We start from the raw sequence: 22250 nt of genomic DNA, 5'->3' as shown, positions 1-22250 counted from the left end.
CTGACACCACCCGAGGACGCCCCACTGGTCCTCACCGCGCCCGAGCCCGTCGCCCCCGTGCACCGGGAGCAGGCCTCCGGACTCGTCCCGCTCCAGGACGGCGTCCGTGAGGAGATGGCCCGCCGGGCCGAGGAGTACGTCGGGTCGCTCGCCGGGATCGACGCCCGCTCTCCCGAGTTCGCGGAGCGGATCGGCGAGATCGCCGGGCTCGGCTCCGCCGACGTCCGCTCCGCCGCCCAGCAGTCCAACCGGATGCTGGAGCGCACCGTACGCTCGCTGGGCTCCTCCGGAGCGGGCGGCGACGCCCAGGCCCGCGTGGCCGGCTCCCTCGTCGAACTGCGGCGCACCGTCGAGGACCTCGACCCGCGGGACGCGCCCGTCAAGGGGGCGCGGCGGCTCCTCGCGAAGCTGCCCGGCGGCAACCGGTTCCGCGACCACGTCGCCCGGTACGCCTCCTCGCAGGCCACCCTCCACGCGATCGTGGGCGCGCTCCGCGGCGGCCAGGACGAACTGCGCCGCGACAACGCCGCCCTGCACACCGAACGGGCCCGCCTGTGGGAGACCATGGGCCGGCTCCAGGAGTACGCGGTCCTCACCGAGGCCCTGGACGCGGCCGTCGTCCGGCGGATCGCCGAGGCGGAGGCGGCCGACCCGCGGCAGGCCGACGCCCTGCGCGCGGACGTCCTCTTCCCGGTCCGGCAGAAGCACCAGGACCTGCTGACGCAGCTGGCGGTCTGCGCGCAGGGCTACCTCGCGATGGACCTGGTCCGCCGCACCAACGAGGAGCTGGTCAAGGGCGTCGACCGGGCCGCGACGACCACCGTGTCCGCGCTGCGGATCGCGGTGATGCTGGCCTCGGCGCTCGACCGCCAGCGCCAGGTGATCGACCAGGTCAACGCGTTGAAGGGCACCACCGAGGATCTGATCCGGGGCAATGCCGAGATGCTGTCGACGCAGAGTGGCGAGATCCAGCGGATCGCGGCCGATCCGGCGGTGGGCGCGGAGACGCTGCGCGCGGCGTTCGCTCAGATCTACACGACGCTCGACGCGATCGACTCCTTCAAGGTGCAGGCCACCGAGAACATGGCGGCCACCGTGGAGTCCCTGGCGGGCGAACTGCGGCAGGCCTCCGCCCGTCTCGCGCGCACCCGCACCGCGGACGCCCTCGACGGCGGTGCGCGATGAACCCGCTGCGGCCGGGCGGCCGGCTCCGCGGCGGCCGGGCGGCGGCCCCGCTCGCCCGCCTCCTCGCGCTGGTCGCCCTCGTGGCGGCGAGCGCCTGCACCTCCTCCTCCCCCGCCGGGCCCGGCGGCGCCGAAGGGCCCGGCGGGTCGAAGCCCACCGCCTACAAGGAGGGCACCCTGCGGGTCCTGGCCTCCAGCGAGCTGGCCGACATGCAGCCGGTGCTCGACCGGGCGAAGAAGGCCACCGGCGTCACGGTGAAGCTGACCTGGTCCGGGACGCTCGACGCCGCCGAGCAGGTCGCCTCGGGGAAGGCGGACGCGGCGTACGACGCGATCTGGCTCTCCTCCAACGACTACCTGCGGCTGCGCCCCGAGGCGGCCGGGAAGCTCGCCAACGAGACCCCCGTGATGTCCTCGCCCGTCGCCCTCGGCGTGAAGCCGCAGGCGCTGGCCCGGCTCGGCTGGCAGCCCGGCGACGTCACGTGGTCGGCGGTCCACGAGGCGGTGGCCGCGGGCAAGCTGACGTACGGGATGACCGACCCGGTGCGCTCCAACTCCGGCTTCTCCGCGCTGGTGTCGGTGGCCTCCGGCCTGTCGGGGGCGCAGTCCGCGCTGACCGACGCGGACGTGAAGGCGGCCGCGCCGCGGCTGAAGGAGTTCTTCGCCGGGCAGAAGCTGACCTCGGGCTCCTCCGGCTGGCTCGCCACGGCGTACGCGAAGCGCGGGGACGTGGACGCGCTGGTCAACTACGAGTCGGTGCTGCTGTCCGCGAACCGGGACGCGCAGGCCGGTCTGACGGTGGTCCGGCCGCGCGACGGCGTGGTCACCGCCCACTACCCGCTGACGCTGCTGACCGCGGCCCCCGCCGGCGCCCGCGAGTCGGGGCGGGCGCTGACGGAGTGGCTGCGCGGCCCCGAGGCGCAGCAGGCGATCACCGAGCGGACGCTGCGGCGGCCGGTGGCGGCCGGGGTGGCTCCGGCGGTGGGCCTGGACGCGGAGAAGCGGCGGGAGCTGCCGTTCCCCGGGTCGCGGTCGGTGGCCGACGGGCTGCTGGCGAGCTACGAGAACGAGCTGCGGCGGCCCTCGCGGACGGTGTACGTGCTGGACACCTCGGGTTCGATGGCCGAGGAGGACCGGATCGGGCGGCTGAAGGCGGCGCTCACGGAGCTGACGGGCAGCGGGAGTTCGGGGCCCGGCCAGCGGTTCCGGGACCGTGAGGAGGTGACGCTGCTGCCGTTCGGCGACAAGGTGAAGAAGGTGCTGACGCACGTCGTGGAGCCGGGCGACCCGGGAGCCTCCCTGGACGCGATCCGGGCGGACGTACGGGGGCTGGAGCCGGCGGGGGGCACGGCCGTGTACGGCAGCCTGAAGGCGGCGTACCAGCACCTGGGGCGGGGGAACGCGGACGCGTTCACCTCGATCGTGCTGATGACGGACGGGCGCAGCGGGGACAAGGCGAAGGACTTCGACGCCTTCTACGCCGCACTGCCCGAGGCCGGGAAGCGGACGCCGGTCTTCGCCGTGCTGTTCGGCGACTCGGACCGTGCGGAGCTCGCCCACATCACCGAGCTGACCGGCGGGCGGCTCTTCGACGCCACGGACGGCACCGGCTCGCTGGACGGGGCCTTCGAGGAGATCCGTGGCTACCAGTAGGGCGCTCCGCTACCTGGAGTCGAAGAAGAACCTGGCGGGCTCGGCCTGCGGGGTCGCGGGGGTCGGCCTCGCCCTGGCCGGCGCCGCCGGCCCGTACTGGCCGCTGGTCGTAGCCGGGCTGTACGGGGCGGGCGCGCTGATCGCCCCGCCCGAGCGGGTCGCCCCGCCCGCGGTCCCGGACCCGGCCGAACAGCTGGGCGTCGTACGGGAGGACCTCGGCCGGCTGCGGGAGTACCTGGCGGAGGTGGAGCTGCCGCGCGCGGCGGGCGAGGCGCTGGCCGGGCTGCTGGAGCTGTATGCGGCGCTGCTCGACCCGCGGTGGGCGGCGGACGTGCTGGCCGCCGATCCGGAGGCGGCGCACGCGCTGGCGCGGGCGGTCCGCACGGACGTCCCGGAATGCGTGGACACCTACCACCGGACGCGGTGGTGGACTCGGCTGTCGCCGGGCGGCGAGTCCCCGGAACGGCACCTGGAGCGGCAGCTGTCGGTGCTCGTCGCGGAGGCGGAACGCGTAACGGCGGACCTCCACGAGGTGGAGGTCCGCCGTCAGCAAACGCACACGACCTACCTGGAGGACCGGGGTCGCTCCTGATCGGCGGGTGCGGCGGCGGGAACCGCTTGGTCGGGGGTTCCCACGTTCATGGCCCCGGTTGCGGGGCGGGCGCTCAGCCCAGGCGCTCGACGAGCGCGTGGTACTGGTCCCACAGCTCCTTGGGGGTGTGGTCGCCGTAGGTGTTGAGGTGCTCGGGGACCAGTGCGGCCTCGTCGCGCCAGATCTCCTTGTCGACCGTGAGGAGGAACTCCAGGTCGGCGGCGGGCAGGTCCAGGCCGTCGGTGTCGAGGGACGCGACCGTCGGCAGGATGCCGATGGGGGTCTCGACGCCCTCGGCGGTGCCGTCGAGGCGCTCGACGATCCACTTCAGGACGCGGCTGTTCTCGCCGAAGCCGGGCCACACGAACTTCCCCGCGTCGTTCTTGCGGAACCAGTTCACGTAGTAGATCTTCGGGAGCTTGGACTGGTCCTTGTCAGCGCCGACCTTGACCCAGTGCCCCATGTAGTCGCCCATGTTGTAGCCGCAGAACGGCAGCATGGCGAAGGGGTCGCGGCGCAGCTCGCCGACCTTGCCCTCGGCGGCGGCGGTCTTCTCGGAGGCGATGTTCGAGCCGATGAAGACGCCGTGGTTCCAGTCGAAGGACTCGGTGACCAGCGGGACGGCGGAGGCGCGGCGGCCGCCGAAGAGGATCGCGGAGATCGGGACGCCCTTGGGGTCCTCCCACTCGGGTGCGATCGTCGGGCACTGGGAGGCCGGGACGGCGAAGCGGGCGTTGGGGTGGGCCGCCGGGGTCTCGGACTCCGGGGTCCAGCGGTTGCCCTTCCAGTCGACGAGCTCGGCCGGGGCCTCCTCGGTCATGCCCTCCCACCAGACGTCGGAGCCGTCCGGGGTGAGCGCGACGTTGGTGAAGACGGTGTTGGCGTACATCGTCTTCATGGCGTTGGCGTTGGTGTGCTCGCCGGTGCCGGGCGCGACGCCGAAGAAGCCGGCCTCGGGGTTGATCGCGTAGAGGCGGCCGTCCTCACCGAAGCGCATCCAGGCGATGTCGTCGCCGACGGTCTCGACGGTCCAGCCGGGGATCGTGGGCTCCAGCATGGCGAGGTTCGTCTTGCCGCAGGCGGAGGGGAAGGCGGCGGCGATGTACTTCGCTTCGCCCTGCGGCGGGGTCAGCTTGAGGATGAGCATGTGCTCGGCGAGCCAGCCCTCGTCGCGCGCCATGACGGACGCGATGCGCAGGGCGTAGCACTTCTTGCCGAGCAGGGCGTTGCCGCCGTAGCCGGAACCGTAGGACCAGATCTCGCGGGTCTCCGGGAAGTGCGAGATGTACTTGGTGGTGTTGCACGGCCACGGGACGTCGGCCTGGCCCTCGGCGAGCGGGGCGCCCAGGGTGTGCACGGCCTTGACGAAGAAGCCGTCGGTGCCGAGCTCGTCCAGGACGGCCTTGCCCATGCGGGTCATGGTGCGCATGGCGACCGCGACGTAGGCGGAGTCGGTGATCTCGACGCCGATCGCGGAGAGCTCGGAGCCGAGGGGGCCCATGCAGAACGGGACGACGTACAGCGTCCGGCCCTTCATCGAGCCGCGGAAGATGCCCTGCTCGCCGGAGGAGCCCTCCCCTTCCCCGGTGAAGACGGCCTTCATCTCGGCCGGGGCCTTCCAGTGGTTCGTGGGGCCCGCGTCCTCCTCCTTCTCGGAGCAGATGAAGGTCCGGTCCTCGACGCGCGCGACGTCGGAGGGGTCGGAGGCGGCGTAGTAGGAGTTCGGGCGCTTCGCCTCGTCGAGCTTCTTGAACGTGCCCTGGGCGACGAGCTCCTCGCACAGGCGCTCGTACTCGGCCTCGGAGCCGTCGCACCAGACGACGCGGTCCGGCTGGGTGAGGGCAGCGATCTCGTCCACCCAGGAGATCAGTCCCTGGTGGGTCGTCGGGATGGTGGGAGCCGCGTTGTCGCGCGCCACGATTGCTCCTTGTTGAGGGGTTTGTTTGGTGTTTGCCCCGTGGGGGCTGCGACCCGGACGCTTCGCGCTCCGCTCATCCGGTGCCGACCGCACTCATCTGATCATCCGGTGGATGTGCGCATATGTCCAGAGGGCCTCTCACGTGAGCATCGCCACGTCCGTCAATCTTCCGTAAAGAGCACCGACGGAAAAGAGCACTGACGGAAACCTACGGACCCGTAGGTAACATGTGGGCCATGACTTCTGACGCCGCCGCCGCCGGACCGGCCGAGGCCGTCCAGGCCACCGAGCCCTCGCCGATCGTCCAGGCCCTGGAGTCCGCCGAAGCCGCCCTGGAGGCCAAGCCGCTGATGCGCGGCTGGCTGCACACCGGGATGTTCCCGGCCGTGGTGATCGCCGGTCTGGTGCTGATGGCGTTCACCGACTCCACCGAGGCGCGCGTGGCCTGCGGCGTCTACGTCCTCACGGCCTGCCTGCTCTTCGGCGTCAGCGCCGTCTACCACCGCGGTACGTGGGGGCCGCGCGGCGAGGCCGTCCTGCGGCGCCTCGACCACGCCAACATCTTCCTGATCATCGCGGGCACCTACACCCCGCTGACCGTCCTGCTGCTCCCCCCGTCCACCGGGCGGACGCTGCTGTGGGCGGTGTGGATCGCGGCCGGCGCCGGCATCGCCTTCCGGGTCTTCTGGGTCGGCGCTCCGCGCTGGCTCTACACCCCGTGCTACATCGCCATGGGCTGGGCGGCGGTCTTCTTCCTGCCCGACTTCATGCGCACCGGCGGCATCGCCGTGCTCGTCCTGGTGATCGTCGGCGGCCTGCTGTACAGCGTGGGCGGGGTCATCTACGGCATGAAGCGCCCCAACCCCTCCCCGCGCTTCTTCGGCTTCCACGAGGTCTTCCACTCGCTGACGCTGGCGGCCTTCGTGGCCCACTACGTCGGCATCTCGATCGCCGCCTACCGGCACTGACGGCGCGGCGGGCGGCCGCGGTGACCGCCACACCCCGCGACCGTCACACCCCGCGGGAGGCCTCCGCCCCCACCTGCTCGGCGAGTTCGTCCGGATCCGTCGTGGGCCGCGCGCAGACGAAGTGCCGGCACACGTACGCGGTGGGAAGGCCCTCCACCAGCGTGCGCTCGGCCAGCAGGGGGAACTCCCCGCCGCTGCCGTCCGCCGCACGCGGCAGGCCCGTCGCCACGACCGCCCCGGGAGCCGTCCCCAGCAACGCGACCCGGTGCAGCTCCGCCCGCGCCGGGTCCTCCGGGGCGCCGACCACCGCCACCTCGCGCGGACCGTCGAGCAGCGCCTCGGCCACCGCCAGCCCGTGCCCGATGAAGCGCGGGGCGCGCGGACCGAGCGCGTGCACCACCCCGAGCGCCTTCTCGGCCGCCGTCCGGTGCGGCTCCGAACCGGTGTGCGCGGCGTACGAGAGCAACGCTCCCGCCGCCGCCGTCCAGCCCGACGGCGCCGCCGTGTCGGTGGGGTCCTGCGGCCGCCTGATCAGCTGCTCCGCGTCGTGCGCGGTGTCGTACAGCGACCCGTCCTCGGCGGCGAACAGGTCCAGCACCAGGTCGACGAGGAAACCCGCGAACTCCAGCCACACCCCCTCGCCGGTCACCGACGCCAGCGCGAGGAACCCCTCCGCGACGTCGCCGTAGTCCTCCAGCACCCCGGCGTTCGCGCCGGCGCTGCCGTCCTTGCTCGTCCGCGCCAGCCGGGCGCGGCCCGACGTCACGTCGAAGTGGACCCGCACCAGCAGGTCGGCGGCCTCCGTCGCCCGCTCCACCAGGTCGGGCCGGTCGAAGTAGGCCCCGCACTCGGCGAGCGCGGCGACGGCCAGCCCGTTCCAGGCCGCCACGACCTTGTCGTCCCGCCCGGGCGCCGGGCGCTCCGACCGCGCGGCGAGCAGCCGCTCCCGGATCGAGGCGATCCGCCCGGCCTCCGCCGCGGGACCGTCCTGGGGCAGCTGGAGCACGGAGGCGCCGTGCTCGAAGGTGCCCTCCTGCGTCACCCCGAAGTAGGAGGCCGCCAGGTCCGCGTCGTCCTCCCCGAGCACCTCCCGCAACTGGGCCGGCGTCCAGGCGTAGTACGCCCCCTCGACGTGCTCGCCGGTCAGCGGGTCCGCGCTGTCGGCGTCGAGCGCGGAGGCGAACCCTCCGTGCTCGGTGCGCAGCTCCCGGACCATGAAGTCGGCGGTCTCCAGGGCCACCCGCCGCGCGAGGTCGGACCCGGTGGCCCGCCACAGGTGCGCGTACACCCGGCAGAGCAGGGCGTTGTCGTACAGCATCTTCTCGAAGTGCGGGACGACCCACTCCCGGTCCACCGCGTACCGCGCGAACCCGCCGCCGAGCTGGTCGTAGATGCCGCCCCGGGCCATCGCCTCGCACGTGTCGGCGGCCATCTGCAGCGCGCCCTCGGCCCCGGTGCGCGCGTGGTGGCGCAGCAGGAACTCCAGCACCATGGACGGCGGGAACTTCGGCGCTCCGCCGAACCCGGCGTGCACGGAGTCGTACTCCCGCGTCAGCCCGAGCAGTGCCTGCGCCAGCTCCCCGGCCCCCGGGGTGCCGGCCTTGCCGTAGTCCAACTGCCGCCCGGCCAGGTCCCGTACGATCCGCTGCGCGACCTCCGCGACCTCCTCGGGCCGCCCCACCCAAGCGGCCCGCACGCCTTCGAGGACCTGCAGGAAGGACGGCATGCCGTGGCGGGGCTCGGGCGGGAAGTAGGTCCCGAAGTAGAACGGCTCGGCGTCGGCGGTGAGGAACACCGTCATGGGCCAGCCGCCCTGCCCGGTGGCGGCCTGGACGGCCTCCATGTAGACGGCGTCGACGTCGGGCCGCTCCTCGCGGTCCACCTTGACGTTGACGAAGTGCTCGTTCATGTAGGCGGCGACCAGCTCGTCCTCGAAGGACTCGTGAGCCATGACATGGCACCAGTGGCACGCGGAGTAACCCACCGACAGCAGAACGGGGACGTTGCGCCGCCGCGCTTCCTCGAAGGCCTCCGGCGTCCAAGGCCACCAGTCGACGGGATTGTCTGCATGCTGAAGCAGATAAGGCGAGGTCACACCAGCCAACCGGTTCATGAAACCCAGCCTCTCACAATGCCCGGCACCGTCAGTGGGGCCCGCACGGACTCTGCCCCACTCGGCCGGAATCGGGCGCCCCGGCAGCGCAGGGCAGCAGGCTGAGCCGGGCAGCGCTGGAACTGCCCAGGCTCCTCGAAGGAGGCACGCCATGACCGCCGAGAGGGTGGCGCCCGCGTGGATGCACACCCAGATCAGCGCGGAGCAGTACGACTCCTGGTCCGAGGAGCAGTGCGCCGGCATCGAGATCGTGGACGGGATGGTCGTCGTGGGCCCGAGCGCCTCCAAGCGGCACCACCGGCTGGCGCGGATCCTGGCCGACGAACTGGACTCCGCGGCCGGTCCGGACTGGAACGCCGACACGGACTTCGACGTCCGCCTCCAGGACGTTCCGCTCACCAACCGCCGTCCGGACGTCATCGTCTACCGGGCGGAGACCATCGACCTCACGCCCACCCGCCCCGACCACGTGCTCCTGGTCGTCGAGGTCGTGTCGCCCGGTTCGGAGACCACGGACCTGCCCCGGTCAGCGGCGGAGCACGGGGGTCAGGGCGCGGGTCCACGTGGTGCGGGCTTCGGGCCAGGTCGTGGGGCACGTCGCGCGGGCCGGGGACGCCAGGTCGGGGTGCCGGGCGGGGTTCTCGCCGTACACGGCGCAGCGGTGGGACTCCGCGCGCTCGGCGGGCGGGGCGTGTTCGTCGTCCGGGTCGGGGGCGGGGTCGGCCGCGGCGGCGCGGTCGTAGGAGCGGGCCGCGGTCAGGAGGGTGTCCGCGCCCGCCGGGCCGTCGCGGAGCAGCATCAGGCGGGCGAAGCCGTCGGCGGCGTCCTCCTCGGCGCGGTCCCCGTCGGCGGGGAGGTCCAGGGCGTCGAGGAGGGCGTGGCCCGCTTCGTGGTGGATCGTCTCGCGGACGATCTCGGCGAGTTCCGCGTCCCGGTTCCCGCCCGGGTTGGCGTCCCGGTTCCCGCCCGGGTTGCCGTACGGGATCGCGCCCGGGTTCCCGGCCGGGCTCGGGGCGGCGGCGGGGGTGAGGAGGGCGCGTTCCTCGGTCAGGTCGTCGTAGCAGAGCTCGATGCGGCGGGTCCGCGGGTCGTAGCCGCTGCCCTCTCCGTCACAGGACCGGGCGACGACGGCGACCTCGTGGGGCAGGGCGAGGTACGCGTTGAGGTGGGCGAGGGCCGGTTCGGCGATCCGCCCATTGCGGAGGAAGAGGTGGTTCGCCCGGTCGGAGGCGGCCGGTTCCTCGTAGCGCAAGGTGAATCCCGTCGCCGCCGGTTCCGATGCCGGGCCGGCGCATCCGGACGCCGTCGGCAGCAGGGCCGATGCGCACAGTGCCAGGGTCCCCCACCGTCGGCTCATGGGGTCAGGGTAGGCCGCCGGGACGGGCGACGCTCCGTCAACTTCGTGCGGGAACCGTCGGTTGCCTCTGATCTCGCTCAGATTCCTCGTGTTGGCGTTCCGCACCCCCGACACTTGGGAATCGACTCGACCGGAACTCTCGGAGGGGGACGCCGATGCGGGACAGCCATCGCGGTGAGGCCGAGGCGCTGTTGGGACGGGCCGTGGACGAGGAGGCCCGGCGGAGCGCGGGAGCGGCCGGACCGCCGGTCGACAGGACGGCGCTGCTGGCCCGTGGCAGGGAGGCGCTGGACGCGTTGTCCGCGCGCGCGGCGCCGGAGTACGAGGCGTACGTACGGGCCCTGGACGAGGCGGCGGCCGGGGACGTGTCCCTGGGGCAGGCCTTCCGGCGGGGCAACGCGTCGACGGCGCTGCTGGCGGTGGCCGTCGCGGCGGCCGCCGCGGTCGGGACCGACCTCGCGCTCGGGGTCGCGGCCGGCGCGTCGCTGACCGCGGGGGCCGTCGTGGGCGTCGCCGGGGCGGCGGCCACCGTGGCCAGGGTGACGGCGGTGCACCTGCCGGCCGCGAACCGGCGGGCCGGGGAGCTGGGCCGGCCGGGCGGCGCCGAACAGCTGCGGCTCCAGTGGCTGACGGCGCTGGAGGTGCGCGGGATACGGCCGTTCCTGGAACAGCAGCGCGCGGTGGCCGCGGCGGCGCGCACGCCCCGGAAGGTCCCGCGCCAGGCGCCGACCCCGCTGCGCGGGACGGACCGCAGCGCGGAGGCCCGGCGGCGCAGCGTGCTGGAGCAGTCGTTCGGACAGCTCCCGGAGCCGGCGGGGCCGTTCGCGGGGCGGCGGGAGGAGCTGACGCGCGTCGCGCAGTGGGTGCGGGCGGCGCGGGCCAGTACGGAGACCCGGCCGGTGGTCGTGGTGCTGCACGGCGAGCCGGGGGTGGGGCGTACGGCGCTGGCGCTGCGGGCGGCGCACGCCCTGCGGGACCAGTTCCGCGGTGCGTGCGTGGTGGACCTGCGGGGCGGCGGATCGGAGGCCCCGCTGTCGACGCGGGAGGCGCTGCTGCACCTGCTGAACCGGCTGGGCGCGCCCCGGGAGCAGCTGCTGTTCCGCGAGGGCGCTTCGGCGGAGCAGCAGGTGCGGCGGCTCGCCGAGCTGTACCACCAGTATCTGCGGGGGCTGCCCGTGACGGTGGTGCTGGACGACGCGGTGGACGCGGAGCAGGTACGGCTGCTGGTGCCGGAGCGGTCGGAGAGCCTGGTGCTGGTGACGGCGCGGGAGCCGCTGGACGTGCCGGCGGAGCTGTCGGCGTGGGTGCACCAGCTGCCGGTGGAGCGGCTGGCGGACGCGGAGGCGGAGGAACTGGTCCGGTCCGCGGCCGCGGAGCCGGGACCCGCGCGGTCCGCACGGTCCCCGGAGCCCGGCCGGACCGACGTCCGCCCGAGCGGCCCCGGCGGCACGACCAGCCCCGGCGGCACGACGGGATCAGGCACGCCGAGCCCCGGCCGCATGAGCCCCGGCGGCACGACCGCCCCCGCCGCCCCCGCCCCCGCCGTCGACCCGGCGGCCGTCGCCGCCGCGGTGCGGCTGGGCGGCGGGCTCCCGCTCGCCCTGCGCATGCTCGCCCCGCCGGCCCGCGCCGGCCGGGTGCCGGACGCCGAGGAGCCCGGCACGCCGGGCGGAGGGCATCCGGTGGAGCGGGCCCTGCGCGCCGCCGACGCCCGCCTCACCGATCCCGCCCGGCAGTTGCTGCGGCTGCTGCCGCTGGCCGGGCGGGCCTCCCTGGGCGGGGCCGCGGCCGCCGCGCTGGCGGACGTACCGGAGCAGGCGGCGCTGCGCACGCTGGAGGAGCTGTGGGAGGCGGGGCTGATCGAGCGGGTGCGCGGCCAGCGGTTCCGGATGCACGACGCGGTACGGGCGTACGCGGCGGCCCGGCCGGCCTCCGACGAGGAGCGGGCGCGGGCCTCGGCGGCCCACGAGCGGCTGATCCGCAACTACGCGCAGCTCGCCGACTCGGTGATCCGGATGGTCGACGGCAAGATGTCGACGCGCGCGAACCACTTCGGCGGGCACGGTTTCACCTCGCTGGACGCGGCGCTGCGCTGGCTGGACGACGAGTCGTCCGTGATCACGGCGGCGCTGCGGCACACGGAGGGCGTGGACCAGCAGGCGGTGCTGGACCTGCTGGGCGCGCTGTGCGACTTCTGCCTGCTGCGCGGGGACCTGTACCGGCTGGGGGAGATCGACGAGCTGACGCGGGCGGTGGCCGCCGGCCACTCCGGTGGTTCCGGGGAGCAGCCGGGGCGGCTGGTCCGGTCGGTGCAGTGGCGTACGGGCATCGCGGCGCGGCAGCTCGGCGAACTGGACAAGGCGCGGACCACGCTGACCTCGGTGGTGGACCAGTACATGGAGGCCCACCAGGAGGCGGGCGCCGCGATGGCGCTGGTCTCGCTCGGGATCACCCTGCACCACCAGGGCAACCTGCCGGAGGCGGCGGTCCGCATCCGGGAGGCCCTGGTGCTCCAGGAGCCGGCGGAGCTGGCGGGCGACCGGGCGTGGGGGCTGCACGCCCTGGCGGCCGTCGAGCGCGATCTGGCGCACTTGGGCGAGGCACTGTCCCTGCTGGAGCGGTCGCTGGCCCTGCACCGGGAGAACGAGAGCGTGCACGGCGAGGCGTGGGCGCACTTCCAGCTCGGCCAGGTGCATCTGCGGCTCGGCGACGTGCCGCGGGCGGAGGCGGAGCTGCGGCGGGCTCTGGACCTGTACGGGCGCACGCGCGACGACCGCGGCGAGGCGTGGGCGCTGACCCAGCTGGGCCGGGCCCGCGTGGTGGACGGCGATCCGGGGCCTGCCGTGGAGCGGCTGACCGAGGCGCTGGCCCGGCACCGGGACGCGGAGGACGCGCGCGGCGAGGCGTGGACGCTGTACTACCTGGGGCAGGCGCTGGAGGAGGGCGGCGAGCGTGACCGGGCGGTGCGCGAGCTGGAGCGGGCCCGGACGATGTTCTCGCGGATGCGGGACGTGTACGGGCTGGCGCACGCCCGCCACCACTCGGGGCGCGTGACGCGGGACCAGCGGGCGGCGCAGACGGGCAACCTGAAGAACTCCGGCTTCGCCCGTCAGCTGCTGGTGGACGCGCGGGCGGACTTCCGGCGGATCGGGCTGGCGCACGGGGAGGCGTGGACCTGCCTGGAGCTGGCGGTGGTGGACGCGGGGAACGGGCGGGTCTCGCAGGCGCTGGGGCTGTGCGAGGAAGCGGTGCGGCTGTTCGTCTCGTACGGGGACCGGCGCGGGGAGGACTGGGCCCGCTTCCTGCGGTGCACGCTGCTGCCGTACGCGGTGCCGGGCGCCCCGGAGGAGGCGCGCGCGGAGCTGTCCCGGCTGTCGGCGGCCCCGCACCCGGCGCGGGACCGGCGCCTGGAGGACTGCCTGGAGACGTACGGGGTGGTCCTGGGCCGGGGGGTGGACCCGGCGGAGGGCTGGCAGGCGTGGCGCCTGGGCCTGGTCCCGAACCTGCACGCGCGGGAAATCATGGGCGTCCCGGTCCCCCTGGCGTGACCGAGGCCCCGGCTCCGACCGTGGCCCCGGCCCCGACCGCTGCCGTCCCACCGCGGATCATGCGCATGCCGACCCCCGCCGCCCACCGGTTCTCGCGGGGCGGCGGTACCGGGTCCGGGGCTACGGGGCTACGGGGCTACCGGGTCCCGGGCTACGGGGTCCGGGTGCCTTCGGCGGTCGTCCCCGGGGCGGTCGGCTCGGGGGCCTCCTGGAAGTCGACCCGGCCCATGTGGCGGCTCATCGACTTCATCAGGCCCCACACGCCGAGGGCGAGGGCCGCGAACACGAGGAAGCCGAGGATCCCGGGGGTCACCTTGTTCTTGTCGAAGGTGTCCCCGGCCAGCGGAAGGAGCTCGTTCAGTGCTGCCTGCGTAGCGCTCATAGCTACGCATTCTCCCGGATACCCGCGAAGAGGTCGGACTCGGGGAGGGAAGTGTCGACGAGCGACTTCGCCAGCTCGTACTCCTCCGTCGGCCAGACCTCCCTCTGGATGTCCATCGGAACGCGGAACCAGCCGCCGTCGGGGTCGATCTGCGTGGCGTGCGCGATGAGGGCCTTGTCGCGGATCTCGAAGAAGTCGGCGCAGGGGACGTGGGTGGTCAGGGTGCGTTCCGTGCGCTCGAACTCCTTCCACCGCTCCAGCCACTCGCCGTACGGGGACTCCATGCCGCGAGCCAGCAGGGCCTCGTGCAGGGCGACGGTCCGCGGCTTGTTGAAGCCCTGGTTGTAGTAGAGCTTCTGCGGCTGGTAGGCGGGGCCGAACTCGGCCTCCGGGTACTTCACGGTGTCGGTCGCGCCGTCGAACGCCACCATCGTGATCTTGTGGGTCATGATGTGGTCGGGGTGCGGGTAGCCGCCGTTCTCGTCGTACGTGGTGACGACCTGCGGCCGGAAGGCGCGGATCTTCTTCACCAGGCGCCCGGCCGCCTCGTCCACGTCCGCCAGGGCGAAGCAGCCCTCGGGGAGCGGGGGCAGCGGGTCGCCCTCGGGGAGCCCGGAGTCGACGTAGCCGAGCCACTCCTGGTCGATCCCGAGGATCTCGCGCGCCTCGTCCATCTCCTTGGCGCGGACCTCGTGGATGTTCTCCTCGATGTACTTGTCGCCCTGGAGCTTGGGGTTCAGGACCGAGCCCCGCTCGCCACCGGTGCAGGTCACGACGAGGACGGGCACCCCCTCGGACACGTACTTGGCCATGGTGGCCGCGCCCTTGCTCGACTCGTCGTCGGGGTGGGCGTGCACGGCCATCAGTCGGAGCTGCTCGGTCAAGACGGGATCCTCTGCAATTCGGTGGTGACGACGTCTCTATAGTGACTGAATCGGGGGATGGAAAATTCCGGGGTGGCCCGCAGGGCCCGGCCTCCGGGCCTCGCTGAAGGGACGATCGATGAGCACGGTGCGCCAGGGGCTGCCCGAGGGCCGGTACGGCCGGTCGGCGGACGAGCGCGCGGACCGGAAGCTCAAGATCGTCGGATCGGTGCTGGGCCTGGCCCTGCTGGGCGTCGTCGGCTGGATCGGCTGGGGCTACGTCGCGGGCAAGAGCGTCAGCGCCGAGGTGATCAAGTTCCAGGTGGTCTCCGACACCGAGGTGAAGGTCCACCTGGAGGTCCGCAAGGAGACCTCGGTCACCGGGGTCTGCACCCTGAGCTCCCAGGACGAGGGGCACGGCGAGGTCGGCCGGGCCGACTTCACCTTCGCCCAGCCGTCCGGGCGCGTGGACGAGGTGGTCTCGCTGAAGACGACCGGCCGCGCCACGATGATCGAGCTGGTCGCGTGCCGGCCGGCGGCCTCCGGCCCCACGGGCTGACGCCGCCGCCGCGCCCGGGGTCACCGGGCGTCGCACGGAGGCCGTCGGAAGCGGTCCGGTAGCCACCGGAGGGCTTGCGGGACACGGCGCGGCGGGCTCCGGGCGGCAGGATTCGCACTCCTGCGCGGGTGGTGTCGCGGGTGCCCCGGGCGGGCAATGAACCCCCTGGGTCCTCCCCCTTTTCTTCCCGAATTGTTAGGCTCGTGGTTTCGCCCGCCGCTGGCGGCTAGTCCCCTGTACCGACGAGGAGCACCCGTGACCCAGACGAGCGAGAGCGTCACCTGGCTGACCCAGGCGGCGTACGACCAGCTGAAGGCGGAGCTGGACTACCTCTCTGGTCCCGCCCGCACGGAGATCGCGACGAAGATCGCAGCCGCCCGCGAGGAGGGCGACCTGCGCGAGAACGGCGGTTACCACGCGGCCAAGGAGGAGCAGGGCAAGCAGGAGCTCCGCGTGCGCCAGCTCACCCAGCTCCTGGAGAACGCCAAGGTCGGCACGGCGCCCGCCTCGGACGGCGTGGTCGCCCCCGGCACGCTCGTCAAGATCGCTTTCGACGGTGACGAGGACGACACCACGGAGTTCCTGCTCGCCTCGCGCGAGTACGCCTCCTCCGACTTCGAGACGTACTCCCCGCAGTCCCCGCTGGGCACCGGCGTGATGGGCAAGGCGATCGGCGAGGACGCGGAGTACGAGCTGCCGAACGGCAAGAAGGCCTCGGTCAGGATCCTGGACGTCAAGCCGTTCACCGGCTGACCGCTCCACCCCCTTCGTACGTGACGATGCCCGGCCGGGTCCTCCCGGCCGGGCATCGTCACGTGGGGCGCCGGGCGCCGGACGGCTAGACGCTCGCCGAGCGGTACTTGCGGACCGCGAGGGTCCGGAAGACCACGATGATCAGCACCGACCAGATCAGCGAGGCCCAGACCGGGTGGACCATCGGCCAGGCGTCCGACGGGGAGACACCGGGGTTGCCGAAGAGCACGCGACAGGCCTGCACGGTGGCGCTGAACGGGTTCCACTCGGCGATGGGCTGCAGCCAGCTCGCCATGTTCTCGGTGGGCACGAAGGCGTTCGAGATGAACGTGACGGGGAAGAGCCAGATCAGGCCGCCCGAGGTGGCCGCCTCCGGGGTCCGCACCGACAGGCCGATCAGCGCTCCGATCCAGGAGAAGGCGTACCCGAGCAGCAGGAGCAGGGCGAATCCGGCGAGGGCCTTGGAGATGCCCTCGTGGATGCGCCAGCCGACGAGGAGCGCCACGATCGCGAGGACCACCAGGGTCAGCGCGGTCTGGACGAGGTCGGCCAGCGTCCGGCCGGTGAGGACCGCGCCGCGGGCCATGGGCAGCGAGCGGAAGCGGTCGATGAGGCCCTTGTGCATGTCGTCCGCGATGCCCGCGCCCGCACCGGCCGTGGCGAAGGTGACGGTCTGCGCGAAGATGCCGGCCATCAGGAAGTTCCGGTAGTCGACGGCGCTGGTCGAGCCGCCGATCATCATCGAGCCGCCGAACACGTAGCTGAACAGCACGACGAACATGATCGGCTGGATCAGTCCGAAGATGACCATCTCGGGGATGCGGGACATCCGGATGAGGTTGCGCCGGGCGATCACGAGGGAGTCGTTGACGCCCTGCACGAGGCCGCCACGCGGGCGGGGCGCCGTGAGCTCCCGGCTCGGTGAGGCGCCGGGGGTCGGGGAGGTGAGGGTCACTTCGCCGTCTCCTTCCGGGCCGCCGTGCGGCCCTTGGCGGCGGGCGCGTCCGACGCGCCCGCGGGGCCGCCGTCCTCCCCCGCGTCCCGTTCCGCCGCATGACCGGTCAGGGAGATGAACACGTCGTCGAGGGTGGGGCGGCGCAGGCCGATGTCGTCGATCTCGATGCCCCTGCCGTCGAGTTCGCGGATGACCTCGGCGAGCAGCTTGGCGCCGCCGGAGACCGGCACGGTCAGCTTGCGGGTGTGGTCCTCGATGGTGGTCTCGCCCGTGCCGAAACCGGCAAGGACCTCGCGGGCCGTGCCGATGTGCTGCCGGTCGTGGACGACCACCTCCACGCGCTCGCCGCCGGTGCGGGCCTTGAGCTCGTCGGAGGTGCCGCGCGCGATGACCTTGCCGTGGTCGACCACGCAGATGTCGTGCGCGAGGTGGTCGGCCTCCTCCAGGTACTGGGTGGTGAGCAGGAGGGTGGTGCCGCCGGCGACCAGCTCCTGGATGATCCCCCACAGCTGCTGGCGGTTGCGCGGGTCGAGTCCGGTGGTCGGCTCGTCCATGAACATCACGGGCGGGCTGACGACGAGGGCGGCCGCGAGGTCGAGGCGCCGGCGCATGCCGCCGGAGTACGTCTTGGCGGTGCGGTCGGCGGCGTCGGCGAGATTGAAGCGCTCCAGCAGTTCGGCGGCCCGGGCCTTCGCGGCGCGGGCCTTCATCTGGTAGAGCTGTCCGACCATCTGGAGGTTCTCGCGGCCGGTGAGGTACTCGTCGACGGCGGCGAACTGACCGGAGAGGCCGATCGCCCGCCGGACCTCGTTGGGGTGCTTGAGCACGTCGATCCCGGCAACGACGGCCTTGCCGCTGTCGGGCTGCAGGAGGGTGGTGAGGACGCGCACGGCCGTGGTCTTGCCGGCGCCGTTGGGGCCGAGCAGGCCCAGAACGGTGCCTTCCGGGACATCGAGGTCCACGCCGTCCAGAGCCCGCACGTCACCGAAGGTCTTGACCAGTCCTTCGGCGTATATGGCGCCTGGCATAGGGATTCTCCCAGTGGGAATCGGGTGTTCGAATCGGGTGTTTCCTAGGCAAATCCTAGGGGTGCCGAGCGCGGCCCGCCCGGTATTTCGGGGGATCCGGCCGCGAGCGGGACCGCACCGTCCGGGCGGACCCTATCGCGTCATATCGCGTACGGCCACGCCTTTTACCGACCCGGTCTCCAGCCGGTGCCCCGGCGTCTCCCCACCCGTCTTCAGCCGGTGTCCCGCCCCGCGTCCCCACCCGCTCCGTCCGGGCGGGCTCAGCCCATCACCCTGTACCCCGCGCCGTGCAGCGACCGCGCGACCTGCGCGCAGTGCTCCGGGCCCTTCGTCTCCAGGTGCAGCTCCACCTCCACCTCGGTGAGCCCCAGCCGCGGGTCGGTGCGCACGTGGCTCACGTCCAGCACGTTCGCGTCGGACCCCGACAGCACGCCCAGCAGCCCGGCCAGGGCCCCCGGCCGGTCGGTCACGCGCAGCCGCAGCGACAGGTAGCGGCCCGCCGCCGCCATGCCGTGGCGCAGGATCCGCTGGAGCAGCAGCGGGTCCACGTTGCCGCCGGACAGGACGGCCACGACCGGTCCGGCGCCGTACCGCTCCGGCTCGCTCAGCAGCGCGGCGACCGGGCTGCACCCGGCCGGCTCCACCACGAGCTTGGCCCGCTCCAGGCAGAGCAGCAGGGCGCTGGAGAGCGCGTCCTCGGAGACCGTCCGCACGTCGTCGAGGAGTTCACCGATGATCTTGAACGGGACGTCGCCGGGGCGGCCGACCTTGATGCCGTCCGCCATCGTGCTCGGGTGGTCGATCGACACCGGGTGCCCGACCTTGAGCGAGGGCGGGTACGCCGCCGCCCCGGCCGCCTGCACCCCGATGACCCGTACGTCCGGCCGCAGGGCCTTCACCGCGACCGCGATGCCGGCGGCGAGGCCGCCGCCGCCGATCCCGACGAGGATCGTGCGCACCTCGGGGCACTGCTCCAGGATCTCCAGGCCCACCGTGCCCTGGCCCGCGATGATGTCGCGGTGGTCGAAGGGGTGGATGAACACGGCCCCGGTGCGGTCCGCGTACTCCTGGGCGGCGGCCAGGGTCTCGTCCACCACCTCGCCGTACATGCGCACCTCGGCGCCGTACTCCCGGGTCGCGGCCACCTTCGGCAGCGGCGCCCCGACCGGCATGAACACCGTCGAGCGGACCCCGAGCAGGGACGAGGCCAGCGCCACGCCCTGCGCGTGGTTGCCCGCGCTGGCCGCGACGACGCCCGCCGCGCGCTGCTCGGGGCGCAGGCCCGCGATGCGCACGTACGCCCCGCGCAGCTTGAAGGAGCCGGTCCGCTGGAGGTTCTCGCACTTGAAGTGGACCGGGGACCCGGTGAGCGCGGAGAGGTGCCGGCTGCCCTCCATCGCGGTGACCCGCGAGACGCCGGACAGCATCTTCTGCGCCCCCCGGATGTCGTCGAGGATGACCTGGGGAACGGGCTGGGGCACGCGGTAGTTCATGCCGCCAGTCTCGCAGCCCCCGCCCGGCCCGGCTCGGGACGCCGGCCCCTGAGACGGGGGCCGGAGCCGCCCCGGGCGCGGACCGCCGCCAGAGGCGATATCCCGCCATCCGGGACGGCCGCGGAGCGGGCTCGCGCACGGGCCGCACGAGTTCTCGTACGAGGCGTACGGGCCGCCGTACGGCCGCGTACTCTGTCCCCCAACCTTGTCGGACCACGCGAAGAGAGCCCACGGCCATGCCTTCCACCCCGGCCAATTCCGACCTGCCCGTGGCGGCCGAAGCGCCCGCCGGAGGCGGTCTCCTCGACGCGCTCCAGCACCAGGTGGCGGTCTTCGCGCGCCGCGCCGAGCAGACCCGCCTGGGCGGCGTCGGCCAGGCGCGCAACTCGATGGACCGCGCCGCGTACCTGTTGCTGAACCGGCTCGACCTGGAGGGCCCGATGGGCGTCAAGGCGCTCGCCGGCGGGATGGGCATCGACTCCTCGACCGTCACCCGGCAGGTCGCGCCGCTGGTCGACAGCGGTCTGGTCAAGCGGACCTCGCATCCTGAGGACGGGCGGGCCGTGGTGCTGGCGCTGTCCGGGCGCGGGCTGGCGCGACTGGAGGAGGTCCGCTCATCGCGGCGCGAGCTGATGGCGCGCGTGACGGAGGGCTGGAGCGAGGACGAACGCGAGTCCTTCACCGGGCTGCTGACCCGGTTCAACCTGTCGCTGTCGGAACTGATGGCGGCCGTGTCCGACGCCGGCCCGGCGTCCTGAACGGCTCGCTGCGTCCGACCTCTTGACCGGGGCGGCCCCGGTGCCCGCACTATGGCGCCATGCGGGCGGTGGACCACCGGGGAGGCCCCTACGCGGAGTTCGAGGCCTTCGTCGCGGGTGCGGCGGGGCGGCTCCTGCACGTCGCGATCCTGCTGACCGGCGACGCCGAGTCGGCCCGGCGGCTGCTGGCGGGCGCGCTGGCCCGTACGTACGCGGACTGGCGGCGGCTGCGCGGGGACGACCCGTACGACTTCACCCGCCAGGAGTTGTGCGCCGCCTTCGCGCGCACGGGCTGGCGCCACCACGGCGGCACGGGCCTGCTGGCCCGGCTGAGCCCGCTGGAGCGGCTCGTGCTCGTGCTGCGGGTGTACGAGGGGGTCGCCGACGAGGTCGCGGCCGCGCAGCTGGGGCTGCCGGTGGAACGGGTCCGGGTGCTGTGCAACCGGGCGGTGGCCGCGATGCGGTCCCGGGAGGCGGCGTGAGCGGGTTCCCGGACCGGAAGGAAGCCGAGGTCAGGCGGGTGCTGGACGCCCCGTACCCGGTGGTGCCGGCCGGTCTGGCGGCGGGCGCTGCGGCCCGCGGCGACCGGATCATGCGGCGGCGGCGGGCGCTGCAACGGCTCGGCTGGGCCCTGCTCGTCGCGGCGGCGGCGGCCTTCACGGTCTGGGCCTCCGTGACCCGCCCCTGGACGGTCCCCCCGAGCGGCATCTCCCCACCCCTGGAAGGCTGGTAGCCCCGCAGCGCCGGGCCCCGTCGACGGCGATCCGTCCCGGCCGGGGAACATCCAGCCCCGGTGTCGGCGGTCCGTCCCGGCCGGGGAAAATCCAGCCCCGCCGGCGTTTGAGGCGCGGGGTCCGGGGCGGAGCCCCGGCAACGACGCGGCACGCACCCGGGCCCCGGGCCCCGCCCGGCGGAACCGGCGGAGGGCACCGGTACGAACACCGGCAGCCCCCCGCCAGCGGCACGGCTAGCCCAGCGCCCGCACCAGGTCCGCCACGAGGTCATCGGCGTTCTCGATGCCCACCGACAGGCGGATCAGGTCCGCCGGGACCTCCAGGGCCGAGCCGGCCACCGACGCGTGCGTCATGCGGCCCGGGTGCTCGATCAGGGACTCGACGCCGCCCAGGGACTCGGCCAGCGTGAAGATCTCGGTGCGGCCGCACACCGCGACGGCCTCTTCCTCGCCGCCGGCGACCCGGAAGGAGATCATGCCGCCGAAGTTGCGCATCTGCTTGGCGGCGACCTCGTGCCCCGGGTGCTCGGGCAGGCCCGGGTAGAGGACCTGGGTGACCTTGGGGTGGCGGGCCAGCATCTCGACGACCTTGCCCGCGTTCTCCGCGTGCCGGTCCATGCGGACGGCCAGCGTCTTGATGCCGCGCAGCACGATCCACGAGTCGAAGGGGCCGGCCACCGCGCCCATGGCGTTCTGGTGGTAGGCGAGCTCCTCGCCGAGCGCCGCGTCGGCGGCGACCAGGGCGCCGCCGACCACGTCGGAGTGTCCGCCCATGTACTTGGTCAGCGAGTGCACGACGACGTCCGCGCCCAGGGCCAGCGGCTGCTGGAGGTAGGGCGAGGCGAAGGTGTTGTCGACGACCAGCTTGGCGCCGGCGGTGCGCGCGATGTCCGCGACCACGGTGATGTCGGTGATGCCGAGCAGCGGGTTGGAGGGGGTCTCGACCCAGATGACCTTCGTCTTCGGGGTCAGGGCCGCCCGCACCGAGTCCGGGTCGGAGGTGTCGGCCACCGACCACTCCACGCCCCAGCGGGAGACGACCTTCGCGAAGAGGCGAAAGGTTCCGCCGTACGCGTCGTTCGGGATGACCACGTGGTCCCCCGGGGAGAGCAGCGTACGGAGCAGGCAGTCCTCGGCGGCGAGCCCGGACGCGAAGGCGAGGCCGCGCCGGCCGCCTTCGAGCGCCGCGAGGTTCTCCTCCAGCGCGGTGCGGGTCGGGTTGCCGCTGCGGCTGTACTCGTAGCCGTCGCGCAGGCCGCCGACGCCGTCCTGCTTGTACGTGGACACCTGGTAGATCGGTGGCACGACCGCACCGGTCCGGGGGTCCGCCGTATTGCCCGCATGGATGGCGCGGGTCTCGAAGCTCTGGTGCTCGTGGCTGTGGTCGCTCATG

At 73.6% G+C, this 22250-nt stretch carries 19 protein-coding genes and 1 pseudogene; 11 read left to right on the top strand and 9 right to left on the bottom strand.

The features are described 5' to 3' along the window. The 3 genes from ACFWW8_RS29335 to ACFWW8_RS29325 are packed head-to-tail and all read left to right on the top strand — an operon-like array spanning position 1 to position 3429. A complete protein-coding gene (locus ACFWW8_RS29335) occupies positions 1-1185 on the top strand; it encodes a toxic anion resistance protein (RefSeq protein ID WP_386533366.1) in 1185 nt (394 codons plus the stop codon). After that, positions 1182-2837: a substrate-binding domain-containing protein gene (locus ACFWW8_RS29330; RefSeq protein ID WP_386533256.1), complete on the top strand. Its 1656-nt coding sequence runs from the start codon at positions 1182-1184 to the stop codon at positions 2835-2837. The genes ACFWW8_RS29335 and ACFWW8_RS29330 overlap by 4 nt, the downstream gene beginning before the upstream one ends. Beyond that, complete coding sequence (locus ACFWW8_RS29325) at positions 2824-3429, top strand: hypothetical protein (RefSeq protein WP_386533254.1); 606 nt, start codon at positions 2824-2826, stop codon at positions 3427-3429. The genes ACFWW8_RS29330 and ACFWW8_RS29325 overlap by 14 nt, the downstream gene beginning before the upstream one ends. A gap of 73 nt (positions 3430-3502) precedes the next feature. Here the strand turns inward: ACFWW8_RS29325 and ACFWW8_RS29320 are convergent, their stop codons facing one another. Further along, positions 3503-5347: a phosphoenolpyruvate carboxykinase (GTP) gene (locus tag ACFWW8_RS29320; protein WP_386533251.1), complete on the bottom strand. Its 1845-nt coding sequence runs from the start codon at positions 5345-5347 to the stop codon at positions 3503-3505. A gap of 350 nt (positions 5348-5697) precedes the next feature. On the opposite strand from ACFWW8_RS29320, the gene ACFWW8_RS29315 reads away from it, so the two are divergent. Beyond that, entirely contained in the window at positions 5698-6315 is a 618-nt protein-coding gene (locus ACFWW8_RS29315) for a hemolysin III family protein (protein ID WP_386533363.1), read from the top strand. Positions 6316-6358: 43 nt separating this feature from the next. Here the strand turns inward: ACFWW8_RS29315 and ACFWW8_RS29310 are convergent, their stop codons facing one another. Beyond that, positions 6359-8428, bottom strand: coding sequence for a thioredoxin domain-containing protein (locus tag ACFWW8_RS29310; protein ID WP_386533249.1), 2070 nt, complete (start codon positions 8426-8428; stop codon positions 6359-6361). A 151-nt stretch (positions 8429-8579) separates the two neighbouring features. Here ACFWW8_RS29310 and ACFWW8_RS29305 point away from each other — a divergent pair. Continuing rightward, positions 8580-8945 (top strand): annotated as a pseudogene (locus ACFWW8_RS29305) (Uma2 family endonuclease); the annotation flags it as partial. Between the two features lie 9 nt (positions 8946-8954). Here the strand turns inward: ACFWW8_RS29305 and ACFWW8_RS29300 are convergent. Further along, entirely contained in the window at positions 8955-9785 is an 831-nt protein-coding gene (locus ACFWW8_RS29300) for a DUF4344 domain-containing metallopeptidase (protein WP_386533247.1), read from the bottom strand. Between the two features lie 155 nt (positions 9786-9940). Here ACFWW8_RS29300 and ACFWW8_RS29295 point away from each other — a divergent pair, with 155 nt between their 5' ends. Next, positions 9941-13333, top strand: coding sequence for a tetratricopeptide repeat protein (locus tag ACFWW8_RS29295; RefSeq protein ID WP_386533243.1), 3393 nt, complete (start codon positions 9941-9943; stop codon positions 13331-13333). Between the two features lie 151 nt (positions 13334-13484). On the opposite strand, the gene ACFWW8_RS29290 is transcribed toward ACFWW8_RS29295, so the two are convergent. Together ACFWW8_RS29290 and mca are read right to left on the bottom strand one after the other, a co-directional pair. Continuing rightward, on the bottom strand, positions 13485-13715 hold the full coding sequence (locus ACFWW8_RS29290) for a hypothetical protein (protein ID WP_386533242.1): 231 nt from the start codon (positions 13713-13715) through the stop codon (positions 13485-13487). 2 nt (positions 13716-13717) lie between these two features. Next, positions 13718-14599, bottom strand: coding sequence for a mycothiol conjugate amidase Mca (gene mca / locus ACFWW8_RS29285; RefSeq protein WP_386533239.1), 882 nt, complete (start codon positions 14597-14599; stop codon positions 13718-13720). Between the two features lie 118 nt (positions 14600-14717). Between mca and ACFWW8_RS29280 the strand changes: the two genes are divergently transcribed. Together ACFWW8_RS29280 and greA are read left to right on the top strand one after the other, a co-directional pair. Further along, a complete protein-coding gene (locus ACFWW8_RS29280; RefSeq protein ID WP_386533237.1) occupies positions 14718-15137 on the top strand; it encodes a DUF4307 domain-containing protein in 420 nt (139 codons plus the stop codon). A gap of 255 nt (positions 15138-15392) precedes the next feature. Next, positions 15393-15890 (top strand): transcription elongation factor GreA, encoded by a 498-nt coding sequence (gene greA, locus ACFWW8_RS29275; RefSeq protein WP_386533235.1) that lies wholly within the window; start codon positions 15393-15395, stop codon positions 15888-15890. Between the two features lie 85 nt (positions 15891-15975). Here the strand turns inward: greA and ACFWW8_RS29270 are convergent, their stop codons facing one another. From ACFWW8_RS29270 to ilvA, 3 genes are all read right to left on the bottom strand, one after another. Next, positions 15976-16845 carry an ABC transporter permease gene (locus ACFWW8_RS29270; RefSeq protein WP_386533232.1) on the bottom strand — a complete coding sequence of 290 codons (870 nt, stop codon included), beginning with the start codon at positions 16843-16845 and terminating at the stop codon, positions 15976-15978. After that, complete coding sequence (locus ACFWW8_RS29265) at positions 16842-17873, bottom strand: ATP-binding cassette domain-containing protein (protein ID WP_386533229.1); 1032 nt, start codon at positions 17871-17873, stop codon at positions 16842-16844. Before ACFWW8_RS29265 ends, ACFWW8_RS29270 begins: the two co-directional genes overlap by 4 nt. A gap of 260 nt (positions 17874-18133) precedes the next feature. Next, a complete protein-coding gene (gene ilvA / locus ACFWW8_RS29260; protein WP_386533226.1) occupies positions 18134-19366 on the bottom strand; it encodes a threonine ammonia-lyase in 1233 nt (410 codons plus the stop codon). A 236-nt stretch (positions 19367-19602) separates the two neighbouring features. On the opposite strand from ilvA, the gene ACFWW8_RS29255 reads away from it, so the two are divergent. Genes ACFWW8_RS29255 through ACFWW8_RS29245 form a run of 3 tightly spaced genes read left to right on the top strand, consistent with a single transcriptional unit; the run spans position 19603 to position 20857 of the window. Then, positions 19603-20124, top strand: a complete 522-nt coding sequence (locus tag ACFWW8_RS29255) for a MarR family winged helix-turn-helix transcriptional regulator (protein WP_386533224.1) — start codon at positions 19603-19605, stop codon at positions 20122-20124. Between the two features lie 59 nt (positions 20125-20183). Continuing rightward, on the top strand, positions 20184-20606 hold the full coding sequence (locus tag ACFWW8_RS29250; RefSeq protein ID WP_386533221.1) for a sigma factor-like helix-turn-helix DNA-binding protein: 423 nt from the start codon (positions 20184-20186) through the stop codon (positions 20604-20606). Continuing rightward, complete coding sequence (locus ACFWW8_RS29245) at positions 20603-20857, top strand: hypothetical protein (protein WP_386533218.1); 255 nt, start codon at positions 20603-20605, stop codon at positions 20855-20857. The genes ACFWW8_RS29250 and ACFWW8_RS29245 overlap by 4 nt, the downstream gene beginning before the upstream one ends. 234 nt (positions 20858-21091) lie before the next feature. Here ACFWW8_RS29245 and ACFWW8_RS29240 read toward each other — a convergent pair whose 3' ends face one another. Then, on the bottom strand, positions 21092-22249 hold the full coding sequence (locus ACFWW8_RS29240) for a cystathionine gamma-synthase (protein ID WP_386533215.1): 1158 nt from the start codon (positions 22247-22249) through the stop codon (positions 21092-21094). Between the last annotated feature and the right edge of the window lies 1 nt (position 22250).

The sequence above is a fragment of the Streptomyces sp. NPDC058701 genome (assembly GCF_042715295.1).
Lineage (GTDB): Bacteria > Actinomycetota > Actinomycetes > Streptomycetales > Streptomycetaceae > Streptomyces.
The sequence above is the reverse complement of the archived record's forward strand: the minus strand, read 5'-3'. Positions and strand labels throughout refer to the sequence as shown.

Bases quoted from the DNA above. Each gene is read 5' to 3' on its own strand.
- ACFWW8_RS29315 (WP_386533363.1), top strand. From the start codon at position 5,698: ATGCGCGGCTGGCTGCACACCGGGATGTTCCCGGCCGTGGTGATCGCC.
- ACFWW8_RS29300 (WP_386533247.1), bottom strand. From the start codon at position 9,785: ATGAGCCGACGGTGGGGGACCCTGGCACTGTGCGCATCGGCCCTGCTG.
- ACFWW8_RS29290 (WP_386533242.1), bottom strand. From the start codon at position 13,715: ATGAGCGCTACGCAGGCAGCACTGAACGAGCTCCTTCCGCTGGCCGGG.
- ACFWW8_RS29265 (WP_386533229.1), bottom strand. From the start codon at position 17,873: ATGCCAGGCGCCATATACGCCGAAGGACTGGTCAAGACCTTCGGTGAC.
- ACFWW8_RS29330 (WP_386533256.1), top strand. From the start codon at position 1,182: ATGAACCCGCTGCGGCCGGGCGGCCGGCTCCGCGGCGGCCGGGCGGCG.
- ACFWW8_RS29280 (WP_386533237.1), top strand. From the start codon at position 14,718: ATGAGCACGGTGCGCCAGGGGCTGCCCGAGGGCCGGTACGGCCGGTCG.
- ACFWW8_RS29250 (WP_386533221.1), top strand. From the start codon at position 20,184: ATGCGGGCGGTGGACCACCGGGGAGGCCCCTACGCGGAGTTCGAGGCC.
- ACFWW8_RS29295 (WP_386533243.1), top strand. From the start codon at position 9,941: ATGCGGGACAGCCATCGCGGTGAGGCCGAGGCGCTGTTGGGACGGGCC.
- ACFWW8_RS29310 (WP_386533249.1), bottom strand. From the start codon at position 8,428: ATGAACCGGTTGGCTGGTGTGACCTCGCCTTATCTGCTTCAGCATGCA.
- ACFWW8_RS29240 (WP_386533215.1), bottom strand. From the start codon at position 22,249: ATGAGCGACCACAGCCACGAGCACCAGAGCTTCGAGACCCGCGCCATC.
- ACFWW8_RS29255 (WP_386533224.1), top strand. From the start codon at position 19,603: ATGCCTTCCACCCCGGCCAATTCCGACCTGCCCGTGGCGGCCGAAGCG.
- ilvA (WP_386533226.1), bottom strand. From the start codon at position 19,366: ATGAACTACCGCGTGCCCCAGCCCGTTCCCCAGGTCATCCTCGACGAC.